Here is a 24531-nt window from a genome sequence, read left to right as displayed (position 1 = left end):
GCCAGGCTCCTGCAGGGTTTGCCTCAGCCTTGTCTGGCGACCTTGCCCAGCAGGCGCAGGCGGCTCACACCGCCATCGGGGAACACGTTCAGGCGGACGTGGGTGATCGGGCCCAGCGCCTTGATCTGCTCGGCGAAGGTGTGCTCGGCGTGCATTTCCAGCTTCTGGCTCGGCAGCAGTTCGCGCCAGAACAGGCTTTGGGTCTCGATCTGGCTGTCGGTACCGCCCTTGACGTAGGCGCCCTGGATCGAGCAGCTGTCCGGGTAGTTGCCCTTGAAGTGCAGGGTATCGACGATGATTTTCTCGATCTCGCCCGGGTGCCCCAGGGCGACGATCACCCAGTCATTGCCCGGCGTGCGACGGCGGGCGGTTTCCCAGCCGTCGCCCATGTTGACGCCGCGGCCCGGGTTGAGGATGTTGCTCATGCGGCCGAAGTGCTCGTCGGAGCAGGCCAGGGCGCGGCCGCCGTTCAGTGCGGCGGCGAGGTCGACCTGTTCGTTGTCGCCCACGGCCGACCAGTCGCGGTACGGGATGCCATGCACCCGCAGGCGGGCCACGCCACCGTCCGGGTAGATGTTGAAGCGCAGGTGGCTGAAGTGCTGCTCGTTGTGGATTTCATGGTAGTGGTGGCTGTTGCCCTGCAGCTCGACGGCCGGCAGTACTTCGACCCACCGGGTGTTTTCGTCCGGCTCGCCTTCGCTCAGGAAGCAGGCCTCCAGCGACGCCGAGGGCGGGTAGTTGCCGGTGAAGAACGAGGTATCGATGTCCACGCCCTTGATCGAGCCGGGTACGCCCAGGCGGATCACGGCGCTGTCGTAGCCTTCGAAGCGCTTGCGGCGCGATTCCCAGCCATCCATCCACTTGCCGTTGTCATCGAACACGCCTTCCTTCCATACGGCCGGCGTTGGCTGGAACAGGCGGTTGGCATCGGCGAACCAGTCGTCGGTGACGGAAATGATCCGGGTGCCCAGGCGGGCGTCGGCCAGGTTGACGAATTTTTCGAAAGGTGCGGCGTAAGCTTTCATTTTTCTTGTCTGCCTTTGAACAAGTGGCTGGGGATGTTCGCCGGACCCCGGGCCTCCTCGGCGCCGGGGCGTGGCGCGCTATAGGGTCAGTAATCGGAACAGGGCGATCTTGTTGATCTCGGCCAGCGCGCACTGGAACTCGGTGTCCACCGGGTTGTGGATGCGCGTTTCGAACGCGGCAAGGATCTGATGCCGGTTGCTGCCTTTTACCGCCATGATGAAGGGAAACCTGAACTTGGCCTTGTAGGCCTCGTTCAGCTCGGTGAAGCGCTGGAACTCTTCGGCCGTGCATTGGTGAATACCGGCACCGGCCTGTTCGTGAGTGCTGGCGGCGGTCAGTTGGCCCTGGATCGCGGCCTTGCCGGCCAGGTCCGGGTGGGCGTTGATCAGGGCCAGCTGGCTGGCATGATCGGCGCTCAACAGGATGTCGCTCATGCGCTGGTGCAGGGTCTCGATCTGGTCGAGCGTCGCGTCCTGGCCCAGGTCGAAGGCCCTTTCGGCTACCCATGGCGAGTGTTCGTAGATGTCGGCGAAGGCCGCGACGAAGGCCGCGCGGTCCAGGGTCGACGGCTTGAGGGTCTGGAACGCGCTCATTGCGCCGGCTCCTGATAGGCGGGCTGGTAGGGGTGGTTAGCGTGCCAGTGGCGGGCGATGTCCACCCGACGGGCGAACCAGACCTGGTCGAAGCCCTTCACGTAGTCGAGGAAACGCTGCAGCGCGGCCAGGCGCGCCGGGCGCCCGATCAGCCGGCAGTGCAGGCCGATGGAGAGCATCTTCGGCGCCTCGGCACCCTCGGCGTAGAGCACGTCGAAGGCGTCCTTGAGGTACTGGTAGAAGTCGTCGCCCTGGTTGAAGCCCTGCACCTGGGTGAAGCGCATGTCGTTGGTGTCGAGGGTGTAGGGAATCACCAGGTGCGGCTTGCCGGTCGGGTTGTTCGGTTCCCAGTAGGGCAGGTCGTCGTCGTAGGTGTCCGAGTCGTAGAGGAAGCCGCCTTCCTCCATCACCAGGCGACGGGTGTTGGGGCCGGTGCGGCCGGTGTACCAGCCCAGCGGGCGTTCGCCGGTGATTTCGGTGAGGATGCGGATGGCTTCGTGCAGGTGCTCGCGCTCCTGCGCCTCGTCCATGTACTGGTAGTCGATCCAGCGGTAGCCGTGGCTGCAGATCTCGTGACCGGCCTCGACCATGGCGCGGATGACATCCGGGTGGCGCTGGGCGGCCATGGCCACGGCGAAGATGGTCAGCGGGATGTCGAGTTGCCTGAACAGCTTGAGAATCCGCCAGACCCCGGCGCGACTGCCATACTCGTAGAGCGATTCCATGCTCATGTTGCGCTGGCCCTGCAGGGGTTGCGCCGCGACCATCTCCGACAGGAACGCCTCGGACTCCTTGTCGCCGTGCAGGATGTTGCGCTCGCCGCCTTCCTCGTAGTTGAGCACGAAGGACAAGGCGATACGGGCATTGCCCGGCCAGCGGGGGTGAGGAGGGTTACTGCCGTAACCGATCAGGTCGCGTGGGTAGTCAGCGCTCACTGCAGTCTTCCTTCTTGTTCGTGGTGACGGTTGCGTGGCGTCCCGTTCTGGTCGGGTGGCGTCACGGCGATGCGTTGATTGTATACAACTTTATCGCCGGTTTGTAAGCCCGTTTTTTTCCAGATCCTGTCGATCCTACCTGTTCCGTTCGCCAGTGAAAACCTGTCTGATTGGTCAGTTAGTGGGTTAAAGGTCGGCTACTCACTGGGCTTCTGTCAAGATTCATGTCGACGGATGGAAACCCGGAAAAGCGCGAAATTTATTGTGTACAATTTTTCGTAAAAGTGTCTTAATCATTTCATTGCCGTATCTCCGGGGCTTTCCCCGCCGGTCCGGCATCTCCTTCATCCACTGACTCCGGGAGGCGCGAGACCCGGTCTGCCGCAGGCGGGCGGGTACGCAGAAGCAATGGGACGTTTGACTACGCATGTTTTGGATGCCGCGCATGGCTGCCCCGGCAGCTCGATCCAGGTCGAGCTGTATCGGGTCGAAGGCACCGTGCTGGAGCTGGTCGCCAGGGCCGTGACCAACGGCGACGGCCGCTGCGATACACCGCTGCTGCAGGGCGATGACTACCGTTCCGGGGTCTATCAGTTGCAATTTCATGCCGGTGACTACTATCGGGCCCGCGGCGTGACGCTGCCGGAGCCGGCCTTTCTCGATGTGGTGGTGCTGCGTTTCGGCATCAGTGCCGAGCAGGAGCACTACCACGTTCCCTTGCTGATCTCGCCCTACAGCTATTCGACCTATAGAGGAAGTTAGATCCCCTCAAGAACTACGCAACCACTTCTCCGGTTCCTCTTGCCCGCCCACACTGCGGGCTTTTTTTGCCCGGTTGTTGTGTGGGATTTTCGGGCCCTTTCGCGTCCTGTGCTCTACCGGCTCAACAGGGAAGCCGCCCCCGCCCCACTGAACAACCCGGCACTGACCCGATTGAACCAGCTCTGCCCCTTGCCACTACGCAGGTATTTCGCCGCGCCGTGGGCGCCCAGGCCGTAGGTCAGCTTGCACAGCAGGTCGAGCACGGTCCAGGTGGCGATCATCACCAGCAACTGGCCGAGGAACGGCTGGTCGGCCTTGAGGAACTGCGGCAGGAAGGCGGCGAAGAACAGGATGTCCTTGGGGTTGCTCGCCCCCAGCACGAAAGCGCGCCCAAACAGGGCACGAAAGCGCGGCACAGGTGCAGCTTCGGGCACGTTCGCCGCCCGTGCCGGCTGGCGCGACTGCTGCCAGCTCTGCCAGGCGAGGTAGAACAGGTACAGTGCGCCGACGACCTTCAGTGTGCTGAACAGTTGCTCCGAGGCCAGCAACAGGGCCCCCAGGCCCAGGGCCGAGGCGCTGAGCAGGCAGATCGAGGCGCTGACGCCGCCCAGGAAGGCCGGGTACGAACGGCGCAATCCATAGTTCAGGCTGTTGCTGATCATCAGCAGCGACAGCGGCCCGGGAATGAGGATCACCACCAGGGCGGCTCCGCTGAACAACAACCAGGTTTCCAGGCTCATCAGGTTTCTTCCTCATGCAAGGGCCCCATCGCAATGGGGCCGGTTGTTTGGTTGCCGGCTACCGCCAGTCTTCTCCTACAGGAAGATGAACTTGGCGATGAAAATGACGCACAGGCCCCACAGACTGACGGAAATGTCCCTGAACTTGCCGGTTCCCGCCTTCAACGCCACGTAGGTGATGAAGCCCAGGGCGATCCCGTCGGCGACCGAGAAGGTCAGCGGCATCATGATCGCGGTGACGATCGCCGGAATGCTCTCCGTCGCTTCTTCCCAGGCGATATGCGCCAGGCTGCCCATCATCAGCATCGCCACGTAAATCAGTGCACCTGCGGTCGCGTAGGCAGGGATCATGCCAGCCAGCGGCGCGAAGAACATCGCGGCCACGAACAGTATGCCTACAGTAACAGCGGTCAGACCAGTCCGACCACCCGTTGCAACGCCGGCAGCACTTTCCACGTAGCTGGTGACCGGTGGCACGCCGACCACCGCACCGAATACGCTGGATACGCTGTCGGCCTTCATCGCCCGCGACAGGTTCTCGATGCGGCCGTCGGCGTTGACCAGGTTGGCGCGCTGGGCGACGCCCATCAGGGTTCCGGCGGTGTCGAACATGTGCACGAAGAGAAAGGCCAGGACCACGCTGATCATGCTGACGTTGAAGACGCCCGCCAGGTCCATGGCCATCCAGGTCGGCGCCAGGCTGGGCGGGGTGGAGAACATCCCGTGGTACTCGACCAGGCCCAGGCCCCAGCCGATCAGGGTGACACTGATGATGCTGATCAGGATGGCGCCGAATACCCGGTGGTAGCTGAGGATCGCGATCATCAGGAAACACACGGCGGCCAGCAGCGGGCCAGGCTCATGCAGGGCGCCGAGCCGGACCAGGGTGGCAGGGCTCGCGACGACGATCCCGGCGGTCTTCAGGCCGATGAGCCCGAGGAACAGCCCGACCCCGGCGCCCATGGCATGGCGCAGGCTGACCGGGATGCTGTTGAGCAGCCATTCGCGTACCCGGGACAGGGTCAGGGCCATGAACAGCACGCCGGAAATGAACACCGCGCCGAGGGCGGTCTCCCAGTGATAGCCCATGGTGCCGACCACGGTGTAGGTGAAGAAGGCGTTGAGCCCCATGCCGGGCGCCAGGCCCACCGGCCAGTTGGCGTAGAGCCCCATCAGCAGGCAGCCGAGGGCGGCGGCGATGCAGGTGGCGACGAAGGCGGCGCCATGGTCGATGCCGGCATCGGCCATGAGGTTGGGGTTGACGAAGATGATGTAGGCCATGGTGATGAAGGTGGTCACCCCGGCAATCAGTTCGGTCCTGACCGTGGTGCCATGCAGCCTGAGCCTGAACAGGCGCTCCAGCAGGCCGGTGCTCGAAGGCGGCGAGAGATCCAGAGTGGGTGCTTCGGATTTGCGGCTTTCCACAGCGATTACTCCTCAGGGTTTTATTGTTATTTCCAGGGCCGGACACGTCATGGTGGGCAGCGGCTCCTTGAGGGAGCGCGGATTTTGTTGACCGAAAGGTCAGGAACTTACACGAAGCGGATTATGCTTTTGTATACAAAGAAAGCAAATAATGTTTTTGACGGTGTGTGCGATATTTCGGCGGGGCGGGCTATATGGGCTGCTGGTCGGCAGGGGCAGATGGGTCTTGAGAGGGCTGATGGCTTCGCGGGCAAGCCCACACAGCCGCTACAAAGGCTGTGGGAGCGGGCTTGCCGCGAAGCGCTCGGCGTGGTCAGGCCTGGCGGCTGTCACCCAACGCTCGATTGACCGCCATCCAGCCATCCACCGCCGCCTCGCCCGCCTGGGCGAAGGCCTTCTGCAACAGCTTGACCTGCTCGCGGCGCAACGACTCTTCCAGGCTGGTCCCGTCGGCGGTCAGGCAGAGCAGGCGTTTGCGCTTGTCCGTCGGTGAGGCGACGCCTTGCACCAGTCCCATCTCGGTCAACTGGCGCAACGGCATGTTCAGCGCCTGCTTGCTGACGCCCAGGCGATCGAGCAGTTCCTTGACGCTGAGGTCCGGATAACGTCCGATGAAAAACACGATCCGCTGATGCACCCGGCTCAGGCCACGCCGTTCGAGCATTTCGTCGGCCTTGGCGGTGAATGCCTGGTAGCCGAAGAAAAACGCCTCCATGGCGTCCTGTTGGGTGTTGGAATTTTTAAGGTCAAGCATATTGACGTATTGGTCCGTGGCGTCGTAATTTCGGTCAAGCAGTTTGACGTATTTTCCTTTCACTCCGCTACCGGTGACCTGTCATGGCCTTCTCCGAACGTGTTACGCGTCTTAAAAGCTCGCTGATTCGTGAAATCCTCGCTGCCGCCCAGCGTCCCGAGGTGATGTCGTTTGCCGGTGGGCTGCCGGCCGAGGCGATGCTGCCGACGCTGGAGTGGGAGGGCATGCCGCGGGCCATGGGCCAGTACGGCATGAGTGAGGGCGAGCCGGCCCTGCGTGAAGTGCTGGCGGCCCAGGCGCGGGCCCTGGGTGTCGACTGCCAGGCCAGCCAGGTGCTGGTGCTCGGCGGTTCCCAGCAGGCCCTCGACCTGGCCGCCAAGCTGCACATCGACAAGGGCACCGAGATCCTGCTGGAAGGGCCGACCTACCTGGCGGCCCTGCAGATCTTCCAGTTGTTCGGGGCCGACTGCCTGAGCATTCCCCAGGAATCGGACGGACCCGACCTGCAGCAGTTGCGCGCCCGCCTGGAGCGACACCGGCCGGCGTTCGTCTACCTGATCCCGACCTTCCAGAATCCGTCCGGCGTCTGCTACAGCGAGGCCAAGCGCGCCGGTGTCGCGGCGTTGCTGGACGAGTTCGGCGTGACCCTGATCGAGGACGAACCCTATCGTGAACTCAGCTACGACGGGGTCGATGCCGTGCCGATCGTCGCCCGTCTGAAGAAGGCCAGCTGGATCTACACCGGCACGGTCTCCAAGACCCTGGCCCCCGGCCTGCGGGTTGGCTACCTGATCGCCAGTCCCGACCTGTTCCCGCACCTGCTCAAGCTCAAGCAGTCGGCGGACCTGCATACCAACCGCGTCGGGCAGTGGCAGGCGCTGCAGTGGATCGGCACGGAAAAATATCGCCAGCACCTGCAGGCGTTGCGCAGTTTCTACCGGACCCGCCGGGATGCGTTCGCCGAGGCCCTGCAGCGACATTTCGCCGACCTGGCCGACTGGCAGGTGCCCCAGGGCGGGCTGTTCTTCTGGTTGACCCTCAAGCAGCCGCTGGACACCCGGACCCTGCTCGATGCCGCCCTGGCCCGGGATGTCGCGTTCATGCCCGGCGAGCCTTTTTTTGCCGAACCGGAGCGTAATCCGGGTAATCTGCGTCTGAATTTCAGCCATATCGCGCCGGAGCGCCTGGACGAAGGTCTGGGCCGACTGGCTGCTGTCGTACGTCACGCACAGGCCGCAAGAGCGGCTTAAGGGGAGGGCCATGTACAAGGTTTACGGGGATTACCAGTCGGGCAACTGCTACAAGATCAAGTTGATGCTGCATCTGCTGGGTCAGGAGTACCGTTGGCACCCGGTGGATATTCTCAAGGGCGACACCGAGACGGCGGACTTCCTGGCGAAGAACCCCAATGGCAAGGTGCCGGTGCTGGAGCTGGAGGACGGCACCTGCCTGTGGGAATCCAATGCCATCCTCAACTTCCTGGCCGACGGCAGCGAGTTCCTGCCGAGCGAGCCGCGCCTGCGTACCCAGGTGCTGCAATGGCAGTTTTTCGAGCAGTACAGCCATGAGCCCTACATCGCGGTGGCGCGTTTCATCGAGTTCTACCTGGGCTTGCCCGAAGAGCGGCGCGAGGAGTACCTCAAGTTGCAGAAGCGCGGGCACAAGGCCCTGAAGGTCATGGAGAAGCAGTTGCAGCAGACCCCTTACCTGGTCGGCGAGCACTACTCGATTGCCGATATCGCGCTGTACGCCTACACCCACGTCGCGCACCAGGGCGGCTTCGACCTGAGCATTTATCCGGCGATCCAGGCCTGGCTGCAGCGGGTGGCGAGCCATCCCCGGCATGTCGGTATGCTGGATTGAGCGAAAAGTCTGCAAACACTTGAACCGGCCCCAGGGCCGGTTTTCTTTTGCCGGCAGCGAGGGCCTGGCGCAAACTCGATGGCCTATCCACCGACATGGGGACATCCATGAAATATCCGCTTGCAGCCTTCCTGACGTTCGCCCTGTCGAACCTGGCCGCTGTCGCCCAGGCGGCTGACGGTTGTGATGCCAGCCAGGCGTCGATGAATACCTGCACGGCCCAGGCATTCAAGCGGGCCGACGACGACCTGAACCGCTACTACAAGGCGCAGATGGACTATCTGAAAGGCTCGGCCGGCAAGGAGGCGCTCAGGGATGCCCAGCGCAAGTGGCTGGCCTTCCGCGATGCCGACTGCCGGTATCGGGTCGGCAAGCCGGAGGAGGGCGGCTCGATGTGGCCGATGCGCGACCTGCAGTGCCGAACCGAGCTGACCCGCCAGCGTGCCGCGCAGTTGAAGGCCTATACCGAGTGCCGCGGCGAATACGATCAGTGCCCCAACTGAAAAGGGTGTGACCGCCGCGAACAGGTTCCTGCAGGTGCCGAAGTTCTGACGCGGCCTTTTCAGGCCGCGGCGAAACGCTTGTCCAGGTAGTCGATGATCACTTTGGATTCGTACATCCAGGTGGTCTGGCCGTTTTCCTCGATACGCAGGCACGGCACCTTGATCCTGCCACCCTGTTCGAGCAGGGTCTGGCGGTCCTGTTCGTTGTTCTTCGCATCGCGCAGGGCCACCGGCACGTTCAGGCGGTGCAGGGTACGGCGGGTCTTCACGCAGAACGGGCAGGCATGGAATTGATACAGGGTCAGGCCTTTGGCGGCGGCGTCGACCTTGGCCTGGTTCTCGGCGCTGCGTTGCTGCTTGCGCGGGCGGGTGAGGAAGTCGATGAGGATGATGAGTTGGCCCAGGCCGACTCGAAGGGCTTTGACTAACACGCGATAGCCTCGTGGGCGGTGGAGGAGGCAGGCAGCTTACCTGATTTTCCCCAGGCGAAAAAAACCGGCGATGAACGCCGGTTTCTTCAGGTCGCCCGATGTTACTTGATCAGGGCGAGGAATTCGCTGCGGGTCGCTGCGTTCTCGCGGAATTCGCCGAGCATCACCGAGGTGATCATCGACGAGTTCTGCTTCTCGACACCGCGCATCATCATGCACATGTGCTTGGCCTCGATCACCACGGCAACGCCCAGGGCGCCGGTGACCTGCTGGACCGCATCGGCGATCTGGCGGCTGAGGTTCTCCTGGATCTGCAGGCGGCGGGCGTACATGTCGACGATCCGCGCAACCTTCGACAGGCCCAGCACCTTGCCGCTCGGAATGTAGGCCACGTGGGCCTTGCCGATGAAGGGCAGCAGGTGGTGTTCGCACAGCGAGTAGAGCTCGATGTCCTTGACCAGCACCATTTCGCTGTTATCGGAGCTGAACAAGGCACCGTTGGTGACTTCTTCCAGGGTCTGTTGATAACCGCGGCAAAGGTACTGCATGGCTTTGGCGGCACGCTTGGGCGTGTCGAGCAAACCCTCGCGGGAGACGTCCTCGCCGAGTTGACCGAGGATCGCCGTGTAATTCTGTTCCAGGGACATGAATCTACCTGTGGGAGTTTACGCAAAGGCCAAGGATACGGCGGCTGGCAGCCGCCTGCAAATTCGATGACAGTCCGGTTACTCGTCGCGGCCTTCCATCATCGTCCGCTTGAGCATCACATACACCGCTCCGGCCCCGCCGTGCCGGGCCTGGCAGGAGGTGAAACCGAGCACCTGGGCGTGCTGGCGCAGCCAGGTGTTGACGTGGCTCTTGATCATCGGGCGCTTGCCGTCCAGGCGCACGGCCTTGCCGTGGGTGACGCGCACGCAGCGGATCTCGAATCTGGTCGCTTCGGCGAGGAACGCCCAGAGGGTTTCCCGGGCCTTTTCCACGGTCATGCCATGCAGGTCGAGGCTGCCTTCGAAGGGGATCTGCCCAGCCTTGAGCTTGCGCATCTGGCTTTCCTGTACGCCGTCGCGGGACCAGTACAGCTCGTCTTCGGGGCCGACGTCGATCACGAACTGGTCGGACAGGCCGTCCACCGTGGCGACTTCGCTGCGCACGGTTGCCGCCTGGCGCAGCTTGGCCAGTTGGGCGCGGTCGGACTTGGGTTTGCCGGTATCGGCACGATCGTGCTTGATCGGCTTTACGCCGCGGATCTCGCTTTGAAACAGGGAAAAATCGTCGTCTTGCATGTCAGTCTCCGCAGGAACCGCCAGTTTACCCAAGTGCCGGGCTTCACGTCACAGGCGATTCCTCGAAGGCCGGGCTCAGTCGTGCCTTTTCATCAGGTGCGGGGCCATGTTCAGCGCCTGGCCACGGCGTCTGCGCCGACGGCAGCGCCGCCACAGCCAGACGCCGACGTACAGCACCAGCAGGCCCGCCACCAGGATCGCCGCCGAGGCGCCGGGGTTGGTGTTCAGCTCGCCCATGGCCGGGGCGTGCCCCAGCAGGCTGGCGGTGCCGGCCATGGCCAGCAATACGCCGAAAGTCGCCAACAGCGCCGCGAAACCGGCGCACAGACGCGAACGCCAGTTGCTCTCGCCCTTGGGGCGCAGCCGGCGGGCGTCGAATCCATCATCGGATATCTTCATTCCGATTTCCTCTTTGATTATCGGCCGTTCGACCGGGAGATGGTCGGCTTGTTCCGGACGTGAAGGGGAAATCGGAAAATGAGTGCGGCGCCAAGGGATGGGCGATCGCCTGGAGCGCCCATCCCGACGGGCTCAGATGAGGTCTCTGGTCAGTGCCAGGGTGGCGAAATTGTCGGCCATGATTGCCATTTCGGTGCGCTGGACCTGGGCCGCGCTGATGATCTCGCCCTTGTGGGGCAGGTCGCGGGTGGCGCAGGCGTCTTCCACCAGGGTGCAGCGAAAGCCCAGGTTCTTGGCGGCGCGCACGGTGGTGCTGACGCTGGAGTGGCTCATGAAGCCGCAGACGATCAGGTCCAGCGAGCCGAGGTCCTGCAGGTGCTTTTCCAGGCCGGTGCCATGAAAGGCGCTGGGCAGCAGCTTGCCGATCAGCGTTTCGTCGCCCTGGGGTTCCAGGCCGGGAATGAACTCGCCGCGTTCGCCCTGTGGATCGAACAGGCCGCCGACGGTACCCAGGTGGCGGATGTGCACGATCGGCCGGCCGGCCGCGCGGGCCGCAGCGACCAGTTGCTTGATGTTGTCGACGGCTTGCGCCATGCCGGACAACGCGAGCGGACCGCTCAGATATTCTTTCTGGGCGTCGATGATCAACAGGGTGGCGTGGCTCAGGTTGGCTGCCGCATAACCTCGGCCACTGAGTTGAAACATCGTCTTTGGAACGGACATTCGAGGGGCTCCTGTGCGTGGGGCTTTTACCCATTGTCCTCCGGCTGAGCGTTTATGTGAATCGCTACCGACGCAAGCGCCGTGGTTACTGGCCTGCAGCCATGTCAAGAGGTGAGCGCCGACGGTCGGAAAGGTCCGCGCCGAGGTCTTTTTGCCGGGTTTCCACCCGGCGTCCGTTTGGCTGTTAGAATTGCCAGTCGTTTTTTCAGGAGTCTACCCGTGATCACTTCCCGCCTGCGCACCCTGCGCGACCATATCCGTTGGGCTGTCAGCCGTTTTCACGGTGCGGAGCTGTTTTTCGGTCATGGTACCGACAATGCCTGGGACGAGGCTCGGCAACTGGTGCTGGGCGCCTTGCACCTGCCCTGGGAAATCGCCGACAGCTACCTCGACTGCCGCCTGGAGGACGAGGAACTGACACATCTGCAGCACCTGCTCAAGCGTCGGATCGAGGATCGCGTGCCGACCGCCTATCTGCTGGGCGAAGCCTGGTTCTGCGGCCTGCCGTTCATCGTTGACGAGCGGGTGCTGATCCCGCGCTCGCCGATCGGCGAACTGATCGAGAACCGCTTCGCCCCCTGGCTGGGTGCGGAGCCGGCCCGCATCCTCGACCTGTGCACCGGCTCGGGTTGCATCGGGATTGCCTGTGCCTATGAGTTCGAGCAGGCCGAAGTGGTGCTGGCGGACCTGTCCTTCGACGCGCTGGAAGTGGCCAACCGCAACATCGAGCGCCATGGCGTCGACGAGCGGGTGTTCACGGTTCAGGGCGATGGTTTCGATGGCTTGCCGGGCCAGCGTTTCGACCTGATCGTCTCCAACCCGCCGTATGTCGATGCCGAGGATTTCGCCGACATGCCGGCGGAGTACCACCATGAGCCGGAACTGGGCCTGGCCTGTGGTGACGACGGCTTGAACCTGGTGCGGCGGATGCTCGCCGAAGCGGCGGACCATCTGACCGAGAAGGGTCTGCTGATCGTCGAGGTGGGCAACAGCCAGGTGCATGTCGAGGCGTTGTATCCGCAGGTGGACTTTGCCTGGCTGGACTTCGAGCGTGGCGGGCACGGGGTGTTCATGCTGACGGCGCAGCAGTGCCGCGAGCACCAGGCGCTGTTCGCCTCGAAGATCTAGGTTGCCCGTTCGCGGATGAACCCTGCTCCCTCAGTGTCAGCGTTGTTCGCAGGATTCATGCGCGGCGCGAGCACTTGTGGGAGCCAACTGGCTGGGGGATATCCACCTGGCTAGCGGTGGGTGGCGATCCAGATCAGCAGCCCGGCCTGGAACACCGCGAAGGCCACCAGACAGGTGATGGTGAAGCGCAGCCCGCTGTCTTCACGCTTGAGCTTGCTGACCCGTTCTTCCTGCTGGCGCAGTTTCACTTCCTGCTCCTGCAGATTCTGCTCGGCCTGCTGGAGCATCTGCGAGGCTTCGAGAATTTCCACGAACTGCACTTTCTCGGTGTTCCACTGGGCCAGCAGTTCGCCAACCTGCATGTCCTTGTAGCTGCCCTTGAGGTGCTGCGGGTCGGCGTAGACCACGTCGAAACCCTGGACCCGCAGGAAGTGGTCGCGGCGCAGGCGGGTGTCTTCGTTCAGCGCGTCCTTGTTCTGCAGGGGGGCGCCGTCGATGCGGTAGTGCGACCATTTCTTCTGCGCCCAGATCGCCGCCTGGGCCACCAGGAAGCGTCCGATTCCACGGTTCCACGGTTCCACCTGCAGGCCGCCCTCGGGCCCGAAGTGCACGCGTTTGGTGGTGTGGTCGACCCACATGTCGAGCTGGTTCTGTTCCTTGCGCACCTTTTGCGCCGGCAACTGGATGCTCATGCGTAACAGGCTGCGTTCCTTGCCGTTGCGCTCGGCGTAGCCGAACTGGACAAAGCGCAGCGGCCGTCCGCCGGTGTTGCGGTCGGTGGCCAGGGGGGCCAGGCGCAGCATCTTGAAGTGCTCGGGTTGCACATCGGCCCACGGCAGTTCCACCGGCGCGGGTTCGACGGCTTCGGCGTTGCTTTCGGGTGACGCTTGAGTTTCTGTCATTCGGCGAGATCCTGTCCGTGTCCAGCTTGCCAGTCACAATATCGATACCGGCAATGGCCTTATCGGCCGCTTCTGCCAGGACTGGAGGGCAAAAATCATCTCAATGGCGAGCAAGTCCGTCGATAAAGCCGGTAATCGGCTTTTCCAGGCCGGCGGCCAGCGGCAACTGCGGGTTATTGTAGGAGGCCAACTGCTGCCGGATATCGTCGGGCACGATGCGCAGGATGTGGTTCATGCCGTCGATGATCGCCAGTTGCGCATCCGGCTTGGCCGCCTGCAGCGCCTTGGCGTCATCGACGCTGACCTGGATGTCGTTGCGCCCCTGGACGATCAGGGCCGGCATCGTCAGGTGGCTGAAGGCCACCGCCGGGTCCTGGCGGAACAGGCTGATCAGGTAGGGCTGGACGCTGGGGCGAAAGATCGGCTCCAGCGGCTGCGGGATATTGGCGTCCGGGTGTCCGGCCTTGAGGCTGTCGAGCAGTTCGTTGCTGCGCAGCATCAGCGCCGGTGGCAGGCGCCTGGCCAGTTGCTGGCGCAGTACCTGGTCGACCGGGCGACCGCTGCCCGACACGGAAATGACCCCGGCGGCCGCCAGCTTCGGTGCGGCGAGCGTGGCGATCAGCGCGCCCTCGCTGTGGCCGAGCAGGATCAATTGCCCCAGGCGTGGATCGGCCTTGAGCTTCTCGCCCCAGGCCACGGTGTCGGCGACATAGGCCTGCACGCTCAGGTTGCGCTCATTGGGCGTGGCCGCCAGGCTGGCCGCGACGCCACGCTTGTCGTAGCGCACGCTGGCGATACCGTGGCGGGCCAGCATCCAGGCCAGGCGCTTGAGGCTGTCGTTGCGTCCACCATCGGGGTTGTTGCCATCACGGTCGGTGGGCCCGGAGCCGGCGACGATCAACACCACCGGTACCGGCCGGTCGGACTTGGGCAGCAGCAGCGAGCCGAACAGTTCACCGGTGCCGGTATCGAGTTCGATCGGCCGTTGCAGGACGACACCGGCCTGGGCAAGGCCGCTGAAGAGGGTCAAGGTAAGGAGCAGAATACGCAGCATCATCGGGCCATCATGGACAAGGTGCCGGTTGGACTCGCAACCGTCGATAAGGTTCGAGGATGAACTCGTCGGTCAGCCTGCGTATACTGGGCCGCTCGGTTATCTAGATCTGATTCGCGGAGCGCCCTGCATGTCCGGCAATACCTACGGCAAGCTGTTCACTGTCACCACCGCTGGCGAAAGCCATGGTCCGGCGTTGGTCGCCATTGTCGATGGCTGCCCGCCCGGCCTGGAGCTGTCGCTGGAAGACCTGCAGCGCGACCTCGATCGGCGCAAGCCCGGCACCAGCCGGCACACCACCCAGCGCCAGGAGCCCGACGAGGTGGAGATCCTTTCCGGGGTCTTCGAAGGACGGACCACCGGCTGCGCCATCGGCCTGCTGATCCGCAACACCGACCAGAAGTCCAAGGACTACTCGGCGATCAAGGACCTGTTCCGCCCGGCCCACGCCGACTACACCTACCACCACAAGTACGGTGAACGCGACTACCGCGGCGGCGGCCGCAGTTCCGCCCGGGAAACCGCCATGCGCGTGGCTGCCGGTGCCATCGCCAAGAAGTTCCTGGCCAGCCGGGGCATCGTCGTCCGTGGCTACATGAGCCAACTGGGCCCGATCGAGATTCCGTTCAAGACCTGGGACTCGGTCGAGCAGAATGCCTTCTTCAGCCCCGATCCGGACAAGGTGCCGGAGCTGGAGGCCTATATGGACCAGTTGCGCCGCGACCAGGACTCGGTCGGCGCGAAGATCACCGTGGTGGCCGAAGGGGTGATGCCCGGCCTCGGCGAGCCGATCTTCGACCGCCTGGATGCCGAACTGGCCCATGCGCTGATGAGCATCAACGCGGTCAAGGGGGTGGAAATCGGCGCCGGTTTCGCCAGCGTCGCCCAGCGTGGGACCGAACACCGCGACGAGCTGACCCCCGAAGGTTTCCTCAGCAACAACGCCGGCGGCATTCTCGGCGGCATTTCCTCCGGCCAGCCGATCGTTGCACACCTGGCGCTCAAGCCGACGTCCAGCATCACCACGCCGGGTCGTTCCATCGACATTCACGGCAACCCGGTGGACGTGATCACCAAGGGCCGTCACGACCCGTGCGTCGGTATCCGTGCCACGCCGATCGCCGAAGCGATGATGGCGATCGTGCTGATGGATCACCTGCTGCGTCATCGCGCGCAGAATGCGGATGTGCGTGTCAGCACCCCGGTGCTGGGCCAGCTGTAATGTCGGGAGCGCCGCTCCCTTACTGGCGGCTGTCCGGTTTCTACCTGTTCTACTTCGCCCTGCTCGGCGCCACGGCGCCGTACCTGGCGCTGTATTTCCATCACCTGGGGTTCGCCCCGGCGCGGATTGGCGAGCTGGTGGCCATTCCGATGCTGATGCGCTGCGTGGCGCCGAACATCTGGGGCTGGCTGGGCGACTACACCGGCCGGCGCCTGCTGATCGTGCGCTGCGGCGCGGCCTGTACGCTGCTGGCGTTCTCGCTGATCTTCCTCGACAAGAGCTACGCCTGGCTGGCGCTGGTGATGGCCTTGCACGCGTTCTTCTGGCACGCCGTGCTGCCGCAGTTCGAGGTCATCACCCTGGCGCACCTGCAGGGCCAGCCCGGGCGCTACAGCCAGATCCGCCTGTGGGGCTCGATCGGTTTCATCCTGGCCGTGGTGCTGATCGGGCGCCTGTTCGAATGGTTGAGCCTGGATATCTATCCGCTGACGATCGTGGCGATCATGGCCGGCATCACCCTGAGCACCGCCTGGGTGCCCAATGCGCAACCGGCCGGCCATGAAAGCCGTCCCGCGGGCGAGGGCTTTCTCGGCCAGTTGCGCAGCCCGGGCGTGCTGGCCTTCTACCTATGCGTCGCATTGATGCAACTGAGCCACGGTCCCTACTACACCTTCCTGACCCTGTACCTGGAAAACCTCGGCTACAGCCGCGGGCTGATCGGCATGCTCTGGGCCCTGGGGGTGGTGGCCGAAGTGCTGATGTTCCTCGGCATGAGCCGGATTCTCGCGCGGTTTTCCGTGCGCCGGGTGCTGCTGGCGAGCTTTCTCCTGGCGGCCTTGCGCTGGCTGCTGCTGGGCTCCTTCGCCGAACACCTGGGGGTGCTGCTGTTCGCCCAGTTGTTGCACGCGGCCACGTTCGGCAGCTTCCACGCCTCGGCCATTCATTTTGTCCAGCGCAGTTTCGGCTCGCGCCAGCAGGGGCAGGGCCAGGCGCTCTACGCCGCACTGTCCGGCACCGGCGGGGCACTGGGCGCGTTGTATGCCGGCTACAGCTGGAATGCCCTGGGGCCGACCCTGACTTTCAGTATCGCCAGCCTGGCGGTCCTGGCCGCCGCGATTATCATTGCCACCCGCATGCAAGAGGATCGGCCCTGAGCCTTTCCCGAGGAAATAGAAGCCATGAGCATTCTGTCCGTTTACCCCGTCAACAGCCCGGAACTTGCGAACAAGGTCCTGACCCACGTCGACGATATCACTGCGACCCTGGCGGAGCAGGGTGTTCGCTTCGAGCGTTTGTCCGTCGCCACGCCGATTCGCCCCGGCACCCCTGAGGAAGACGTGCTCGAAGCCTGTCGGGCCCAGCTCGATCCCCTGATGAGCGAGCACGGCAGTGTCGCGGTCGAGGTCATCAGCCTCGACAACAGTCACCCGCAGAAGGTCGAGCGCTGTGCGCAGCTGTTGCGTGAGCAGCGCCAGCAGGCCAATGAGGTGCGGTGGTTCCTTGGCGGGCGCGGGCTGCTCAGCCTGCATATTGGTGATTATGTTTATGCGGTGCTGTGCGAAAGGAACGATCTGATCACCATTGCGGCCGGTACGTCGTACTGGTTCGACCTGGGCGAGGAGCCGCGTTGCGTGGCGGTCCGGCTGTTCGACAAGACCGAGGGGCGGGTTGCCAGCCCGGTCGAGGACGATATCGCCGGGCATTTTCCCCGCCTGGACGACTGAAGGTCTGGAGCGCCGACATTAAACAGTCGCCACACGGCTTGAGTGATTAAAACTTGAGTCGGAAGTGAATGTTTCAATTTGTAGGATGCTGCCTAATGAAATGTCGGCCATCCCTGTTTATGTTTGTGGTCGGTTGTTAATTCCCACTTCTGTGTAACTCTCTGTTTTCGGCGGTTGTTCGGGCAACAACTGTGCGAACTGTTGAAAGTCACAGGGAGGAACAGACATGAGCATTCCCACTCTATCGGCGGCGGGTGTCGCGCAGATGGCCCGGCCTCGACCGGCCGATATCAAGGAGTCGAGGGACCCGCTTAAACAGGATGTTGTTCAGGTGGTGCTATTGCCGGCTCTGAAGAAAAATCGCCGCAATCGCCTCGCCAAGGCCCCGACCCTGAGCGAGAAGGAACTGGAAGTGCTCAAGTGGGCCAAGGCGGGCAAGACGGTGTGGGAAATCAGCGTGATCCGCAACGTGTCCGAAGCCACGGTGAAGTTTCATCTACGCAATATCTATCACAAGCTGGGGGTGAGCAACCGTGCCCACGCCGTTGGCGAGGCCGTCCATCGCGGCCTCGTCTAGCTCACCTGCCGCGCGGGCTCAATGATAGGAGGGCAGGGCAAAACGGTTCTGGCTCTGCAGCAGGGAAATGGCCGGCAGTTCGCTGGGCTGGCCGGCGAGGTCGCGGCGAATCGCGCTGATCACCCAGGTCAGCTGTTCCGCGGTGTGCAACTGGGCGTAGGAGATCGAGCGTTTCATCTGCTTGCCGTCGCGGTCACGCAACGTGAGCAGCACGCCGCCATCAGGGCGTGGCTGGGTGGTGACTTCGTAATTGGAGAATACAGAAGAGAATTTTTCCTGGATCAGGTCCATGTCGATCGACTCCGTCAGCTAGTGAATGACTAGGGATGGAGTGAGGGGTGCAGTGATTGTGCCAGTATTCCTTTTTTATAAATCCCTTTAAAATCAATAGGTTATGGTTTTATTGGTTTTGTTGTGTCGTGCAAAATGCAAGATCGGCCGTCGTGCATCCTGCATTTTGCCCAGCGCCGGCCGATGCCGCCCCTGGCGGGCGCGAGGATACAAAACTTTGCAAAACCTTCGTGTACAGCTTCGCCAGGGTTGCCGTATTTTCGATTGGAGGCGGGGCCCCGGCGACGCTGCGAATCCCGGGGCTGCAACAAGGACGGTGGGCGAGGTTGTCGGCCCGGACGACGTTCGCTCGATAATAATAAAAGACAGGATGTGACCCATGAACGTTCAAACCGATGACGTGATCACCTGGGGCATGATGCTCCGCAAGCTTCCCACCGTTGCCAAGGCGCTGCCGCGTGTCATCCGCGGGCTCAAGCTGTCCAAGGTGAAAGCCCCCGACCAGCCCTGCGGGCTCGCCTGGAGTTTCGAACAGGCGGTGGCTCGCAATCCTTCGGGAGCGGCGCTGCTCTATGGCAACCGTTCCCTGACTTATCAGCAGACCAACCAGTGGGCCAACCGCATAGCCCATTACCTGATCGCTCAGGGCATCGGCAAGGGCGATGTGATTGGCGTGCTGATCGAGAACCGCATCGAGTTGCTGGTGACGATCCTGGCGGTGGCCAAGGTGGGCGGGGTCTGCGCGATGCTCAACACCTCCCAGACCCAGGGGGCGCTGGTCCACAGCATCACGCTGGTGTCGCCGGTGGCGATGGTCGTCGGGGCGGAACTGCTCGGGGCCTATTCGGCCGTGCGCGAGCAGGTGGCGATCGACCCGGCCCGGCACTACTTCGTGGCGGATCAGGACACCGATGCCGATCCGGGTGAAGCGCCCGCGGGCTGGATCAACCTGATGAGCGCCAGCCTCGGCCAGGACCAGACGAACCCGGCCAGCAGCCAGCAGATCTTCTGTGATGACCCCTGTTTCTATATCTATACCTCCGGCACCACTGGTCTGCCCAAGGCCGGGATCTTCCGTCATGGTCGCTGGATGAAGACCTACGCCAGCTTCGGCCTTATCGCCCTCGACATGGGGCCGCAGGATGTCCTCTATTGCACCCTGCCGCTGTATCACGCCACGGGCCTGTGCGTGTGCTGGGGCTCGGCGATTGCCGGGGCGTCGGGGTTCGCCTTCCGGCGCAAGTTCAGCGCCAGCCAGTTCTGGGACGAGGCACGGCGTTTCAACGCCACCACCCTGGGTTACGTGGGCGAGTTGTGCCGCTATCTGCTGGACCAGCCGCCAAGCCCCGCGGACAAGCACAACAAGGTGGTGAAGATGATCGGCAACGGTCTGCGCCCGAGCGTCTGGCGGGAGTTCAAGCAGCGTTTCGACATCGACCACATCAGCGAATTCTATGCCGCCAGCGATGGCAACATCGGTTTCACCAACGCGCTCAACTTCAACAACACCATCGGCTTTTCCCTGATGTCCTGGGCCCTGGTGGAATACGCCCCGGATTGCGGAACACCGCTGCGCGACGCCGACGGTTTCATGCGCAAGGTGCCCAAGGGTGGCCAGGGCCTGCTGCTGGCGCGGATCGACGACAAGGCGCCGCTGGACGGCTACACCGAATCGGCCAAGACCCAGAAGGTCGTGCTGTGCGACGTGTTCGAAAAGGGCGACCGCTATTTCAATACCGGCGACCTGCTGCGCGACATCGGGTTCGGCCATGCCCAGTTCGTCGACCGCCTGGGTGACTCCTACCGCTGGAAGGGCGAGAACGTGTCCACCACCGAAGTGGAGAATATCCTGCTGCAACACCCGCATATCGCCGAAGTGGTGGCCTACGGGGTGGAAATCAGCAACACCAACGGCCGGGCGGGAATGGCCGCGATCACGCCTGCCGAGTCGCTGGCCACCCTGGATTTCGCCGAGTTGCTGAGTTTCGCCCGCCAGCAGATGCCGAGCTATGCGATTCCGCTGTTCCTGCGGGTGAAGCTGAAGATGGAAACCACCGGCACCTTCAAATACCAGAAGGGTCGGCTGCGGGACGAGGCCTTCGACCCCGGCAAGGTCGGCGACGATCCGATCTACGCCTGGCTGCCGGGCTCCGACACCTATGTGCAGGTGACCGGGCGGATTCACGAAGAGATTCATGCTGGCAAGTTCCGTTATTGATTCTGGCTATGGAAGGGCTTGAAAAATAAGGCATGACAGGGAAACTCAAGGTCGGGAAACTGGCTCCATAGATGAGCCGTTTCCCGTTCAGCCACAGGGAGTTCCGAGATGTCCGATCAAGCCCGACAAATGACCGAAGAAGAAGCCGCCGAATTTGCCGAACAGGTGTTCGACGTGGCGCGCAAGGGCGATGCCGCCATGCTGGCCGCGCTGCTGAGCAGCGGCCTGCCGGTCAACCTGCGCAACCACAAGGGTGACACCCTGCTGATGCTCGCCAGCTACCATGGACATGTCGATGCGGTGCGGGTGCTGCTCGAACACAAGGCCGATCCGGAAATCCGCAATGCCAACGGCCAGAGCCCGATTGCCGGGGCCGCCTTCAAGGGCGACCTGCCGATGGTCAGGCTGCTGATCGAAGGCGGGGCGCAGGTCGAGGGCGCTTCGGCGGACGGTCGTACGGCCTTGATGATGGCGGCGATGTTCAACCGCACCGCGATCGTCGAGTACCTGCTCAGCCAGGGAGCCGACCCCCGGGCCACGGATGCCAATGGTGTCACGGCGCTGGCGGCTGCCCGGACCATGGGCGCGACGGACACGGCCGCGCAGTTGCAGCAACTGGAGGCCTGAGCTTGCCGGCGTCGTGCCGGTCCTGTACCTGCACGGCGCCGTTATTTGCGCTATTCTTCGCGCCCCCGAACAGCCCCAGGTCGCAGTGTCTCCATGAAAACCGCCCTTATCGAACTCATCACCAAAATCAGCTCCGGCTGCATGGGCGAAGCCGAGATCCTGCAGATCGCCGACGAGGCCGCCCAGGCCTATGCGGACGAGGCCGGTTTCCTGGCGGCCAATCCGGATATCAACTACGACGACAGCTTCCCGATCCCCCTGGGTGAGTGGGTCGTGGTCGGCAGCCTGCCGGAGACCGTGCTGTTCCAGGCGGACACCTACATGGACCTGTTTGCCCAGATCGTCGCGTCCTTCGGCAAGGACGTGCCGTTCAACATCAAGCCCAAGCAATTGGCCAAGGTCGAGGCGCTGACGGCACTGAACCGCATCCAGATCCAGCTTTCGAGCATGAACCCGGAAATGGGGGGCTACGTGCTGCTGAACTTCAGCCAACTGCTGGATGATGAACTGCAGGCGGTGCTGGTCTACGGTAATGACCTGCCACGGGTGCTGGAGTTGTGCGAGCAGGTCGGCATCGCCGCCGCACCGTCCCTGGAAGCCCTGCGGATCGCGCTGCACGTCTGAGGCGGGAATTGGACGGAACCCTGGTCGTGGCCGGCTATCCTACTAATGCCAGTCCTCATCATTCGGGAGCAGCACCATGGGTTCGACCTTCAATGGCCTCGTTGGCCTGATCATCCTGGCCCTGGATATCTGGGCCATTCTCAACGTCCTGAAAAGCGGTGCCGAAACCGGGATGAAAATCCTCTGGGTGCTGCTGATCGCCCTGCTGCCGGTACTGGGGCTGATCATCTGGGCGATTGCGGGGCCACGGGGCAACGTACGGATCTAGCGGCCTGGGTGGCGGTCGGGCGTTTCCTGCCGGAGTGGCGCGGCGCGCTTCGGCAGGCCGTTCCTTTTTGTGTGTCAAAACATGCGTCCAACGAAATTTTCACATTCCGTCTACGACAATTCCTTCGCTTGATTTAGCGCTCTCTCATACTGCAATCCGTTGTTCTGAAAAGGTTTTTCCTTTGGTGAGAGAGAATTTCAACGGTTAATGACGATACATGGGTGGTAAACCACCGATGATCGTGCAACATTTGCCGGCTTCGCGCCCCTCTCGCGTCACAGGGAGGGCAGGGCGCCGCAGAACCCGACTTCTCAACCTGAATCCAACGAGTCTCCAATCGACATGGCAAACCCGGACGCCCTGAGCACGCAGCGCTCCTCAACGCGCCTGCCGCAACCGTCAGTCAAGTCTCACCTGGCTTACACGCTGTTGTGTGCATTGATCATGATGGTGATGTTCACCCTGCTGCGGGTGGCATTGCTGGTCTACAACCGCGAGATGATCCTCGACACCCCGGCCTCGACCTTCCTCGAGGCGTTCGGTAACGGCCTGCGTTTCGATATCCGTATCGTGGTCTACCTCTGTATTCCGTTGACGCTGGCGTTCCTCAGCGCCCGGGCCATGGCCGCACGCGGCCTGTTCCGCTTCTGGCTGACGGTGACCTCGAGCCTGGCGCTGTTCTTCGGCCTGATGGAAATGGACTTCTACCGCGAGTTCCACCAGCGCCTCAACGGCCTGGTGTTCCAGTACGTGAAGGAAGACCCGAAAACCGTGATGAGCATGCTCTGGTACGGTTTCCCGGTGGTCCGCTACCTGCTGGCCTGGGCCGTGGGTACCGTGGTGCTGAGCCTGCTGTTCCGCGGCGCCGACCGGATCACCCGTCCCCGTGGCGGTTTCGCGGCGAGCACCGGCAGCCGTGCCGTCGCCCCCTGGTATGCCCGTGCCGTGCTGTTCGTAGTGCTGCTGCTGGTCTGCGTCGTCGCCGCCCGCGGCACCCTGCGCCAGGGCCCGCCACTGCGCTGGGGCGATGCCTACACCACCGAATCGAACTTCGCCAACCAGCTGGGCCTCAATGGGACGCTGACGCTGATCTCGGCGGCCCAGAGTCGCCTGTCCGATGATCGCGACAATATCTGGAAAGCCACCCTGCAACAGCCGCTGGCCCAGCAGACCGTGCGCGACATGCTGCTGACCGCCAATGACAAGCTGGTCGACAGCGATATCGCCGCGATCCGCCGCGACACCCTGCCACCGGCGCAGAACACCCTGCCGATCAAAAACGTCGTGGTGATCCTGATGGAAAGCTTCGCCGGTCACTCGGTAGGCGCCCTCGGCCGTCCCGGCAACATCACCCCTTATTTCGACAAGCTGTCCAAGGAGGGCCTGCTGTTCGAGCGGTTCTTCTCCAACGGTACCCACACCCACCAGGGCATGTTCGCCACCATGGCGTGCTTCCCGAACCTGCCCGGTTTCGAGTACCTGATGCAGACGCCGGAAGGCAGCCACAAGCTGTCCGGCCTGCCGCAACTGCTCAGCGCCCGCAAATATGACGACGTGTACGTCTACAACGGCGATTTCGCCTGGGACAACCAGTCGGGCTTCTTCGGCAGCCAGGGCATGACCACCTTCATCGGCCGCAACGACTTCGTCAATCCGGTATTCTCCGACCCGACCTGGGGCGTGTCCGACCAGGACATGTTCAACCGCAGCCTGGAAGAGTTGAAGGCCCGGGAGGCGAGCGGCAAGCCGTTCTATGCCCTGCTGCAGACCCTATCCAACCATACCCCGTACGCACTGCCGACGCCCCTGCCGGTCGAGCGCGTCACCGATCGTGGCACGCTCAACGAGCACCTGACGGCCATGCGCTACTCCGACTGGGCCCTGGGCCAGTTCTTCGAGAAGGCCCGCAAGGAGCCCTACTTCAAGGACACCCTGTTCGTGGTGGTCGGTGACCATGGTTTCGGCAACGAGGAGCAGATCACCGAAATGGACCTGGGACGCTTCAACGTGCCGCTGCTGCTGATCGGCCCGGGCATCCAGGAGAAATTCGGCGCGCGCCGCGACACCGTCGGTACCCAGATCGATATCGTCCCGACCATCATGGGCCGCCTGGGCGGCGAGTTCCGCCAGCAGTGCTGGGGGCGTGACCTGCTCAACCTGCCGGAAGGCGACCACGGTATCGGCATGATCAAGCCGTCGGGCAGCGAGCCGACCGTGGCGCTGGTCACCGGCGACCGTGTTCTGGTGCAGCCCAAGGATGTGCCGGCGCGTCTGTGGAGCTACCACCTGGGCGCCACCCCAGGTGGCGAATTGCTGCCGAACTCGCCGGACGAAGCCGAGCTGAAGCAGAAACTCGGTTCCTTCATCCAGACCGCGACCAAGAGCCTGCTGGATAACACCGCGGGTGTGGCACCGACCAAGTAACACCTGGCCGGTTATTCCCGCAACATGAAAAACGC

Annotated in this window: 27 protein-coding genes and 1 pseudogene; 14 read left to right on the top strand and 14 right to left on the bottom strand. The window is 63.3% G+C overall.

The window, feature by feature from the left end; genetic code table 11:
- Positions 1-23: 23 nt before the first annotated feature.
- From alc to puuE, 3 genes are all read right to left on the bottom strand, one after another.
- Positions 24-1025, bottom strand: a complete 1002-nt coding sequence (alc, locus tag ACM62G_RS03090) for an allantoicase (RefSeq protein ID WP_054057796.1) — start codon at positions 1023-1025, stop codon at positions 24-26.
- 78 nt (positions 1026-1103) lie between these two features.
- On the bottom strand, positions 1104-1619 hold the full coding sequence (gene uraD / locus ACM62G_RS03085; RefSeq protein WP_054057795.1) for a 2-oxo-4-hydroxy-4-carboxy-5-ureidoimidazoline decarboxylase: 516 nt from the start codon (positions 1617-1619) through the stop codon (positions 1104-1106).
- On the bottom strand, positions 1616-2554 hold the full coding sequence (gene puuE / locus ACM62G_RS03080) for an allantoinase PuuE (RefSeq protein ID WP_054057794.1): 939 nt from the start codon (positions 2552-2554) through the stop codon (positions 1616-1618). Before puuE ends, uraD begins: the two co-directional genes overlap by 4 nt.
- Positions 2555-2962: 408 nt before the next feature.
- Between puuE and uraH the strand changes: the two genes are divergently transcribed.
- Complete coding sequence (gene uraH, locus ACM62G_RS03075; protein WP_054057793.1) at positions 2963-3316, top strand: hydroxyisourate hydrolase; 354 nt, start codon at positions 2963-2965, stop codon at positions 3314-3316.
- A gap of 113 nt (positions 3317-3429) precedes the next feature.
- Here the strand turns inward: uraH and ACM62G_RS03070 are convergent, their stop codons facing one another.
- The 3 genes from ACM62G_RS03070 to ACM62G_RS03060 all read right to left on the bottom strand — a co-directional run bounded on the left by ACM62G_RS03070 (position 3430) and on the right by ACM62G_RS03060 (position 6235).
- Positions 3430-4056: a LysE family translocator gene (locus ACM62G_RS03070; protein ID WP_054057792.1), complete on the bottom strand. Its 627-nt coding sequence runs from the start codon at positions 4054-4056 to the stop codon at positions 3430-3432.
- Between the two features lie 75 nt (positions 4057-4131).
- Entirely contained in the window at positions 4132-5481 is a 1350-nt protein-coding gene (locus tag ACM62G_RS03065; protein ID WP_419736667.1) for an NCS2 family permease, read from the bottom strand.
- Between the two features lie 313 nt (positions 5482-5794).
- Positions 5795-6235: a MarR family winged helix-turn-helix transcriptional regulator gene (locus tag ACM62G_RS03060; RefSeq protein ID WP_273826105.1), complete on the bottom strand. Its 441-nt coding sequence runs from the start codon at positions 6233-6235 to the stop codon at positions 5795-5797.
- An 83-nt stretch (positions 6236-6318) separates the two neighbouring features.
- On the opposite strand from ACM62G_RS03060, the gene ACM62G_RS03055 reads away from it, so the two are divergent.
- From ACM62G_RS03055 to ACM62G_RS03045, 3 genes are all read left to right on the top strand, one after another.
- Positions 6319-7485 carry a PLP-dependent aminotransferase family protein gene (locus ACM62G_RS03055; protein WP_419736666.1) on the top strand — a complete coding sequence of 389 codons (1167 nt, stop codon included), beginning with the start codon at positions 6319-6321 and terminating at the stop codon, positions 7483-7485.
- A 10-nt stretch (positions 7486-7495) separates the two neighbouring features.
- Entirely contained in the window at positions 7496-8098 is a 603-nt protein-coding gene (locus ACM62G_RS03050; protein WP_273826107.1) for a glutathione S-transferase family protein, read from the top strand.
- Between the two features lie 107 nt (positions 8099-8205).
- The gene (locus ACM62G_RS03045) at positions 8206-8601 is read left to right on the top strand and encodes a lysozyme inhibitor LprI family protein (protein ID WP_419736665.1); all 396 of its coding nucleotides are present in this window, start codon (positions 8206-8208) and stop codon (positions 8599-8601) included.
- Positions 8602-8660: 59 nt separating this feature from the next.
- Here ACM62G_RS03045 and ACM62G_RS03040 read toward each other — a convergent pair whose 3' ends face one another.
- From ACM62G_RS03040 to ACM62G_RS03020, 5 genes are all read right to left on the bottom strand, one after another.
- Positions 8661-9032, bottom strand: coding sequence for a glutathione S-transferase N-terminal domain-containing protein (locus ACM62G_RS03040; RefSeq protein WP_054057786.1), 372 nt, complete (start codon positions 9030-9032; stop codon positions 8661-8663).
- A gap of 101 nt (positions 9033-9133) precedes the next feature.
- Positions 9134-9679 (bottom strand): GTP cyclohydrolase I FolE, encoded by a 546-nt coding sequence (gene folE, locus ACM62G_RS03035; RefSeq protein ID WP_010449813.1) that lies wholly within the window; start codon positions 9677-9679, stop codon positions 9134-9136.
- A gap of 78 nt (positions 9680-9757) precedes the next feature.
- Positions 9758-10315: a Smr/MutS family protein gene (locus ACM62G_RS03030; protein ID WP_273826109.1), complete on the bottom strand. Its 558-nt coding sequence runs from the start codon at positions 10313-10315 to the stop codon at positions 9758-9760.
- A 75-nt stretch (positions 10316-10390) separates the two neighbouring features.
- Entirely contained in the window at positions 10391-10714 is a 324-nt protein-coding gene (locus ACM62G_RS03025) for a hypothetical protein (RefSeq protein WP_054057784.1), read from the bottom strand.
- 132 nt (positions 10715-10846) lie between these two features.
- Positions 10847-11437: a cysteine hydrolase family protein gene (locus tag ACM62G_RS03020; RefSeq protein ID WP_054057783.1), complete on the bottom strand. Its 591-nt coding sequence runs from the start codon at positions 11435-11437 to the stop codon at positions 10847-10849.
- Between the two features lie 219 nt (positions 11438-11656).
- On the opposite strand from ACM62G_RS03020, the gene prmB reads away from it, so the two are divergent.
- Entirely contained in the window at positions 11657-12565 is a 909-nt protein-coding gene (gene prmB, locus ACM62G_RS03015; protein ID WP_054063930.1) for a 50S ribosomal protein L3 N(5)-glutamine methyltransferase, read from the top strand.
- A gap of 110 nt (positions 12566-12675) precedes the next feature.
- Here prmB and ACM62G_RS03010 read toward each other — a convergent pair whose 3' ends face one another.
- A complete protein-coding gene (locus tag ACM62G_RS03010) occupies positions 12676-13467 on the bottom strand; it encodes a hypothetical protein (protein ID WP_054057781.1) in 792 nt (263 codons plus the stop codon).
- 100 nt (positions 13468-13567) lie between these two features.
- Positions 13568-14569 (bottom strand): alpha/beta hydrolase, encoded by a 1002-nt coding sequence (locus tag ACM62G_RS03005; RefSeq protein ID WP_192842685.1) that lies wholly within the window; start codon positions 14567-14569, stop codon positions 13568-13570.
- Positions 14570-14651: 82 nt separating this feature from the next.
- Between ACM62G_RS03005 and aroC the strand changes: the two genes are divergently transcribed.
- From aroC to ACM62G_RS02985, 4 genes and pseudogenes are all read left to right on the top strand, one after another.
- Positions 14652-15743 (top strand): chorismate synthase, encoded by a 1092-nt coding sequence (gene aroC / locus ACM62G_RS03000; RefSeq protein WP_054057779.1) that lies wholly within the window; start codon positions 14652-14654, stop codon positions 15741-15743.
- The gene (locus ACM62G_RS02995) at positions 15743-16897 is read left to right on the top strand and encodes an MFS transporter (RefSeq protein WP_419736664.1); all 1155 of its coding nucleotides are present in this window, start codon (positions 15743-15745) and stop codon (positions 16895-16897) included. The genes aroC and ACM62G_RS02995 overlap by 1 nt, the downstream gene beginning before the upstream one ends.
- 24 nt (positions 16898-16921) lie before the next feature.
- The gene (locus ACM62G_RS02990; protein ID WP_419736663.1) at positions 16922-17467 is read left to right on the top strand and encodes an acireductone dioxygenase; all 546 of its coding nucleotides are present in this window, start codon (positions 16922-16924) and stop codon (positions 17465-17467) included.
- 397 nt (positions 17468-17864) lie between these two features.
- A pseudogene (locus ACM62G_RS02985) lies at positions 17865-18044 on the top strand (helix-turn-helix domain-containing protein); the annotation flags it as partial.
- 18 nt (positions 18045-18062) lie between these two features.
- Here ACM62G_RS02985 and ACM62G_RS02980 read toward each other — a convergent pair.
- Positions 18063-18335, bottom strand: coding sequence for a DUF3509 domain-containing protein (locus ACM62G_RS02980; RefSeq protein WP_017906369.1), 273 nt, complete (start codon positions 18333-18335; stop codon positions 18063-18065).
- A 379-nt stretch (positions 18336-18714) separates the two neighbouring features.
- Between ACM62G_RS02980 and ACM62G_RS02975 the strand changes: the two genes are divergently transcribed.
- The 5 genes from ACM62G_RS02975 (at position 18715) to ACM62G_RS02955 (ending at position 24496) form a co-directional block, all read left to right on the top strand.
- Positions 18715-20553, top strand: a complete 1839-nt coding sequence (locus ACM62G_RS02975; protein WP_419736662.1) for a long-chain-acyl-CoA synthetase — start codon at positions 18715-18717, stop codon at positions 20551-20553.
- 108 nt (positions 20554-20661) lie between these two features.
- The gene (locus ACM62G_RS02970) at positions 20662-21180 is read left to right on the top strand and encodes an ankyrin repeat domain-containing protein (protein ID WP_054057774.1); all 519 of its coding nucleotides are present in this window, start codon (positions 20662-20664) and stop codon (positions 21178-21180) included.
- Between the two features lie 93 nt (positions 21181-21273).
- A complete protein-coding gene (locus ACM62G_RS02965) occupies positions 21274-21804 on the top strand; it encodes a hypothetical protein (protein ID WP_054057773.1) in 531 nt (176 codons plus the stop codon).
- Positions 21805-21880: 76 nt separating this feature from the next.
- Entirely contained in the window at positions 21881-22072 is a 192-nt protein-coding gene (locus ACM62G_RS02960) for a PLDc N-terminal domain-containing protein (protein ID WP_010449788.1), read from the top strand.
- A gap of 342 nt (positions 22073-22414) precedes the next feature.
- Positions 22415-24496, top strand: a complete 2082-nt coding sequence (locus tag ACM62G_RS02955; RefSeq protein WP_273826116.1) for an LTA synthase family protein — start codon at positions 22415-22417, stop codon at positions 24494-24496.
- Positions 24497-24531: the final 35 nt, after the last annotated feature.

The sequence above is a fragment of the Pseudomonas sp. COR18 genome, assembly GCF_048568395.1.
In the GTDB taxonomy this organism is placed as follows: Bacteria; Pseudomonadota; Gammaproteobacteria; order Pseudomonadales; family Pseudomonadaceae; genus Aquipseudomonas; species Aquipseudomonas fuscovaginae_B.
Note: the sequence above shows the minus strand (reverse complement) of the source record. Positions and strands in the feature narration are given on the sequence as shown.

Bases quoted from the DNA above. Each gene is read 5' to 3' on its own strand.
- alc (WP_054057796.1), bottom strand. From the start codon at position 1,025: ATGAAAGCTTACGCCGCACCTTTCGAAAAATTCGTCAACCTGGCCGAC.
- uraD (WP_054057795.1), bottom strand. From the start codon at position 1,619: ATGAGCGCGTTCCAGACCCTCAAGCCGTCGACCCTGGACCGCGCGGCC.
- uraH (WP_054057793.1), top strand. From the start codon at position 2,963: ATGGGACGTTTGACTACGCATGTTTTGGATGCCGCGCATGGCTGCCCC.
- ACM62G_RS03070 (WP_054057792.1), bottom strand. From the start codon at position 4,056: ATGAGCCTGGAAACCTGGTTGTTGTTCAGCGGAGCCGCCCTGGTGGTG.
- ACM62G_RS03060 (WP_273826105.1), bottom strand. From the start codon at position 6,235: ATGCTTGACCTTAAAAATTCCAACACCCAACAGGACGCCATGGAGGCG.
- ACM62G_RS03055 (WP_419736666.1), top strand. From the start codon at position 6,319: ATGGCCTTCTCCGAACGTGTTACGCGTCTTAAAAGCTCGCTGATTCGT.
- ACM62G_RS03050 (WP_273826107.1), top strand. From the start codon at position 7,496: ATGTACAAGGTTTACGGGGATTACCAGTCGGGCAACTGCTACAAGATC.
- ACM62G_RS03045 (WP_419736665.1), top strand. From the start codon at position 8,206: ATGAAATATCCGCTTGCAGCCTTCCTGACGTTCGCCCTGTCGAACCTG.
- folE (WP_010449813.1), bottom strand. From the start codon at position 9,679: ATGTCCCTGGAACAGAATTACACGGCGATCCTCGGTCAACTCGGCGAG.
- ACM62G_RS03030 (WP_273826109.1), bottom strand. From the start codon at position 10,315: ATGCAAGACGACGATTTTTCCCTGTTTCAAAGCGAGATCCGCGGCGTA.
- ACM62G_RS03025 (WP_054057784.1), bottom strand. From the start codon at position 10,714: ATGAAGATATCCGATGATGGATTCGACGCCCGCCGGCTGCGCCCCAAG.
- ACM62G_RS03020 (WP_054057783.1), bottom strand. From the start codon at position 11,437: ATGTCCGTTCCAAAGACGATGTTTCAACTCAGTGGCCGAGGTTATGCG.
- ACM62G_RS03010 (WP_054057781.1), bottom strand. From the start codon at position 13,467: ATGACAGAAACTCAAGCGTCACCCGAAAGCAACGCCGAAGCCGTCGAA.
- aroC (WP_054057779.1), top strand. From the start codon at position 14,652: ATGTCCGGCAATACCTACGGCAAGCTGTTCACTGTCACCACCGCTGGC.
- ACM62G_RS02995 (WP_419736664.1), top strand. From the start codon at position 15,743: ATGTCGGGAGCGCCGCTCCCTTACTGGCGGCTGTCCGGTTTCTACCTG.
- ACM62G_RS02990 (WP_419736663.1), top strand. From the start codon at position 16,922: ATGAGCATTCTGTCCGTTTACCCCGTCAACAGCCCGGAACTTGCGAAC.
- ACM62G_RS02980 (WP_017906369.1), bottom strand. From the start codon at position 18,335: ATGGACCTGATCCAGGAAAAATTCTCTTCTGTATTCTCCAATTACGAA.
- ACM62G_RS02975 (WP_419736662.1), top strand. From the start codon at position 18,715: ATGAACGTTCAAACCGATGACGTGATCACCTGGGGCATGATGCTCCGC.
- ACM62G_RS02970 (WP_054057774.1), top strand. From the start codon at position 20,662: ATGTCCGATCAAGCCCGACAAATGACCGAAGAAGAAGCCGCCGAATTT.
- ACM62G_RS02965 (WP_054057773.1), top strand. From the start codon at position 21,274: ATGAAAACCGCCCTTATCGAACTCATCACCAAAATCAGCTCCGGCTGC.
- ACM62G_RS02960 (WP_010449788.1), top strand. From the start codon at position 21,881: ATGGGTTCGACCTTCAATGGCCTCGTTGGCCTGATCATCCTGGCCCTG.
- ACM62G_RS02955 (WP_273826116.1), top strand. From the start codon at position 22,415: ATGGCAAACCCGGACGCCCTGAGCACGCAGCGCTCCTCAACGCGCCTG.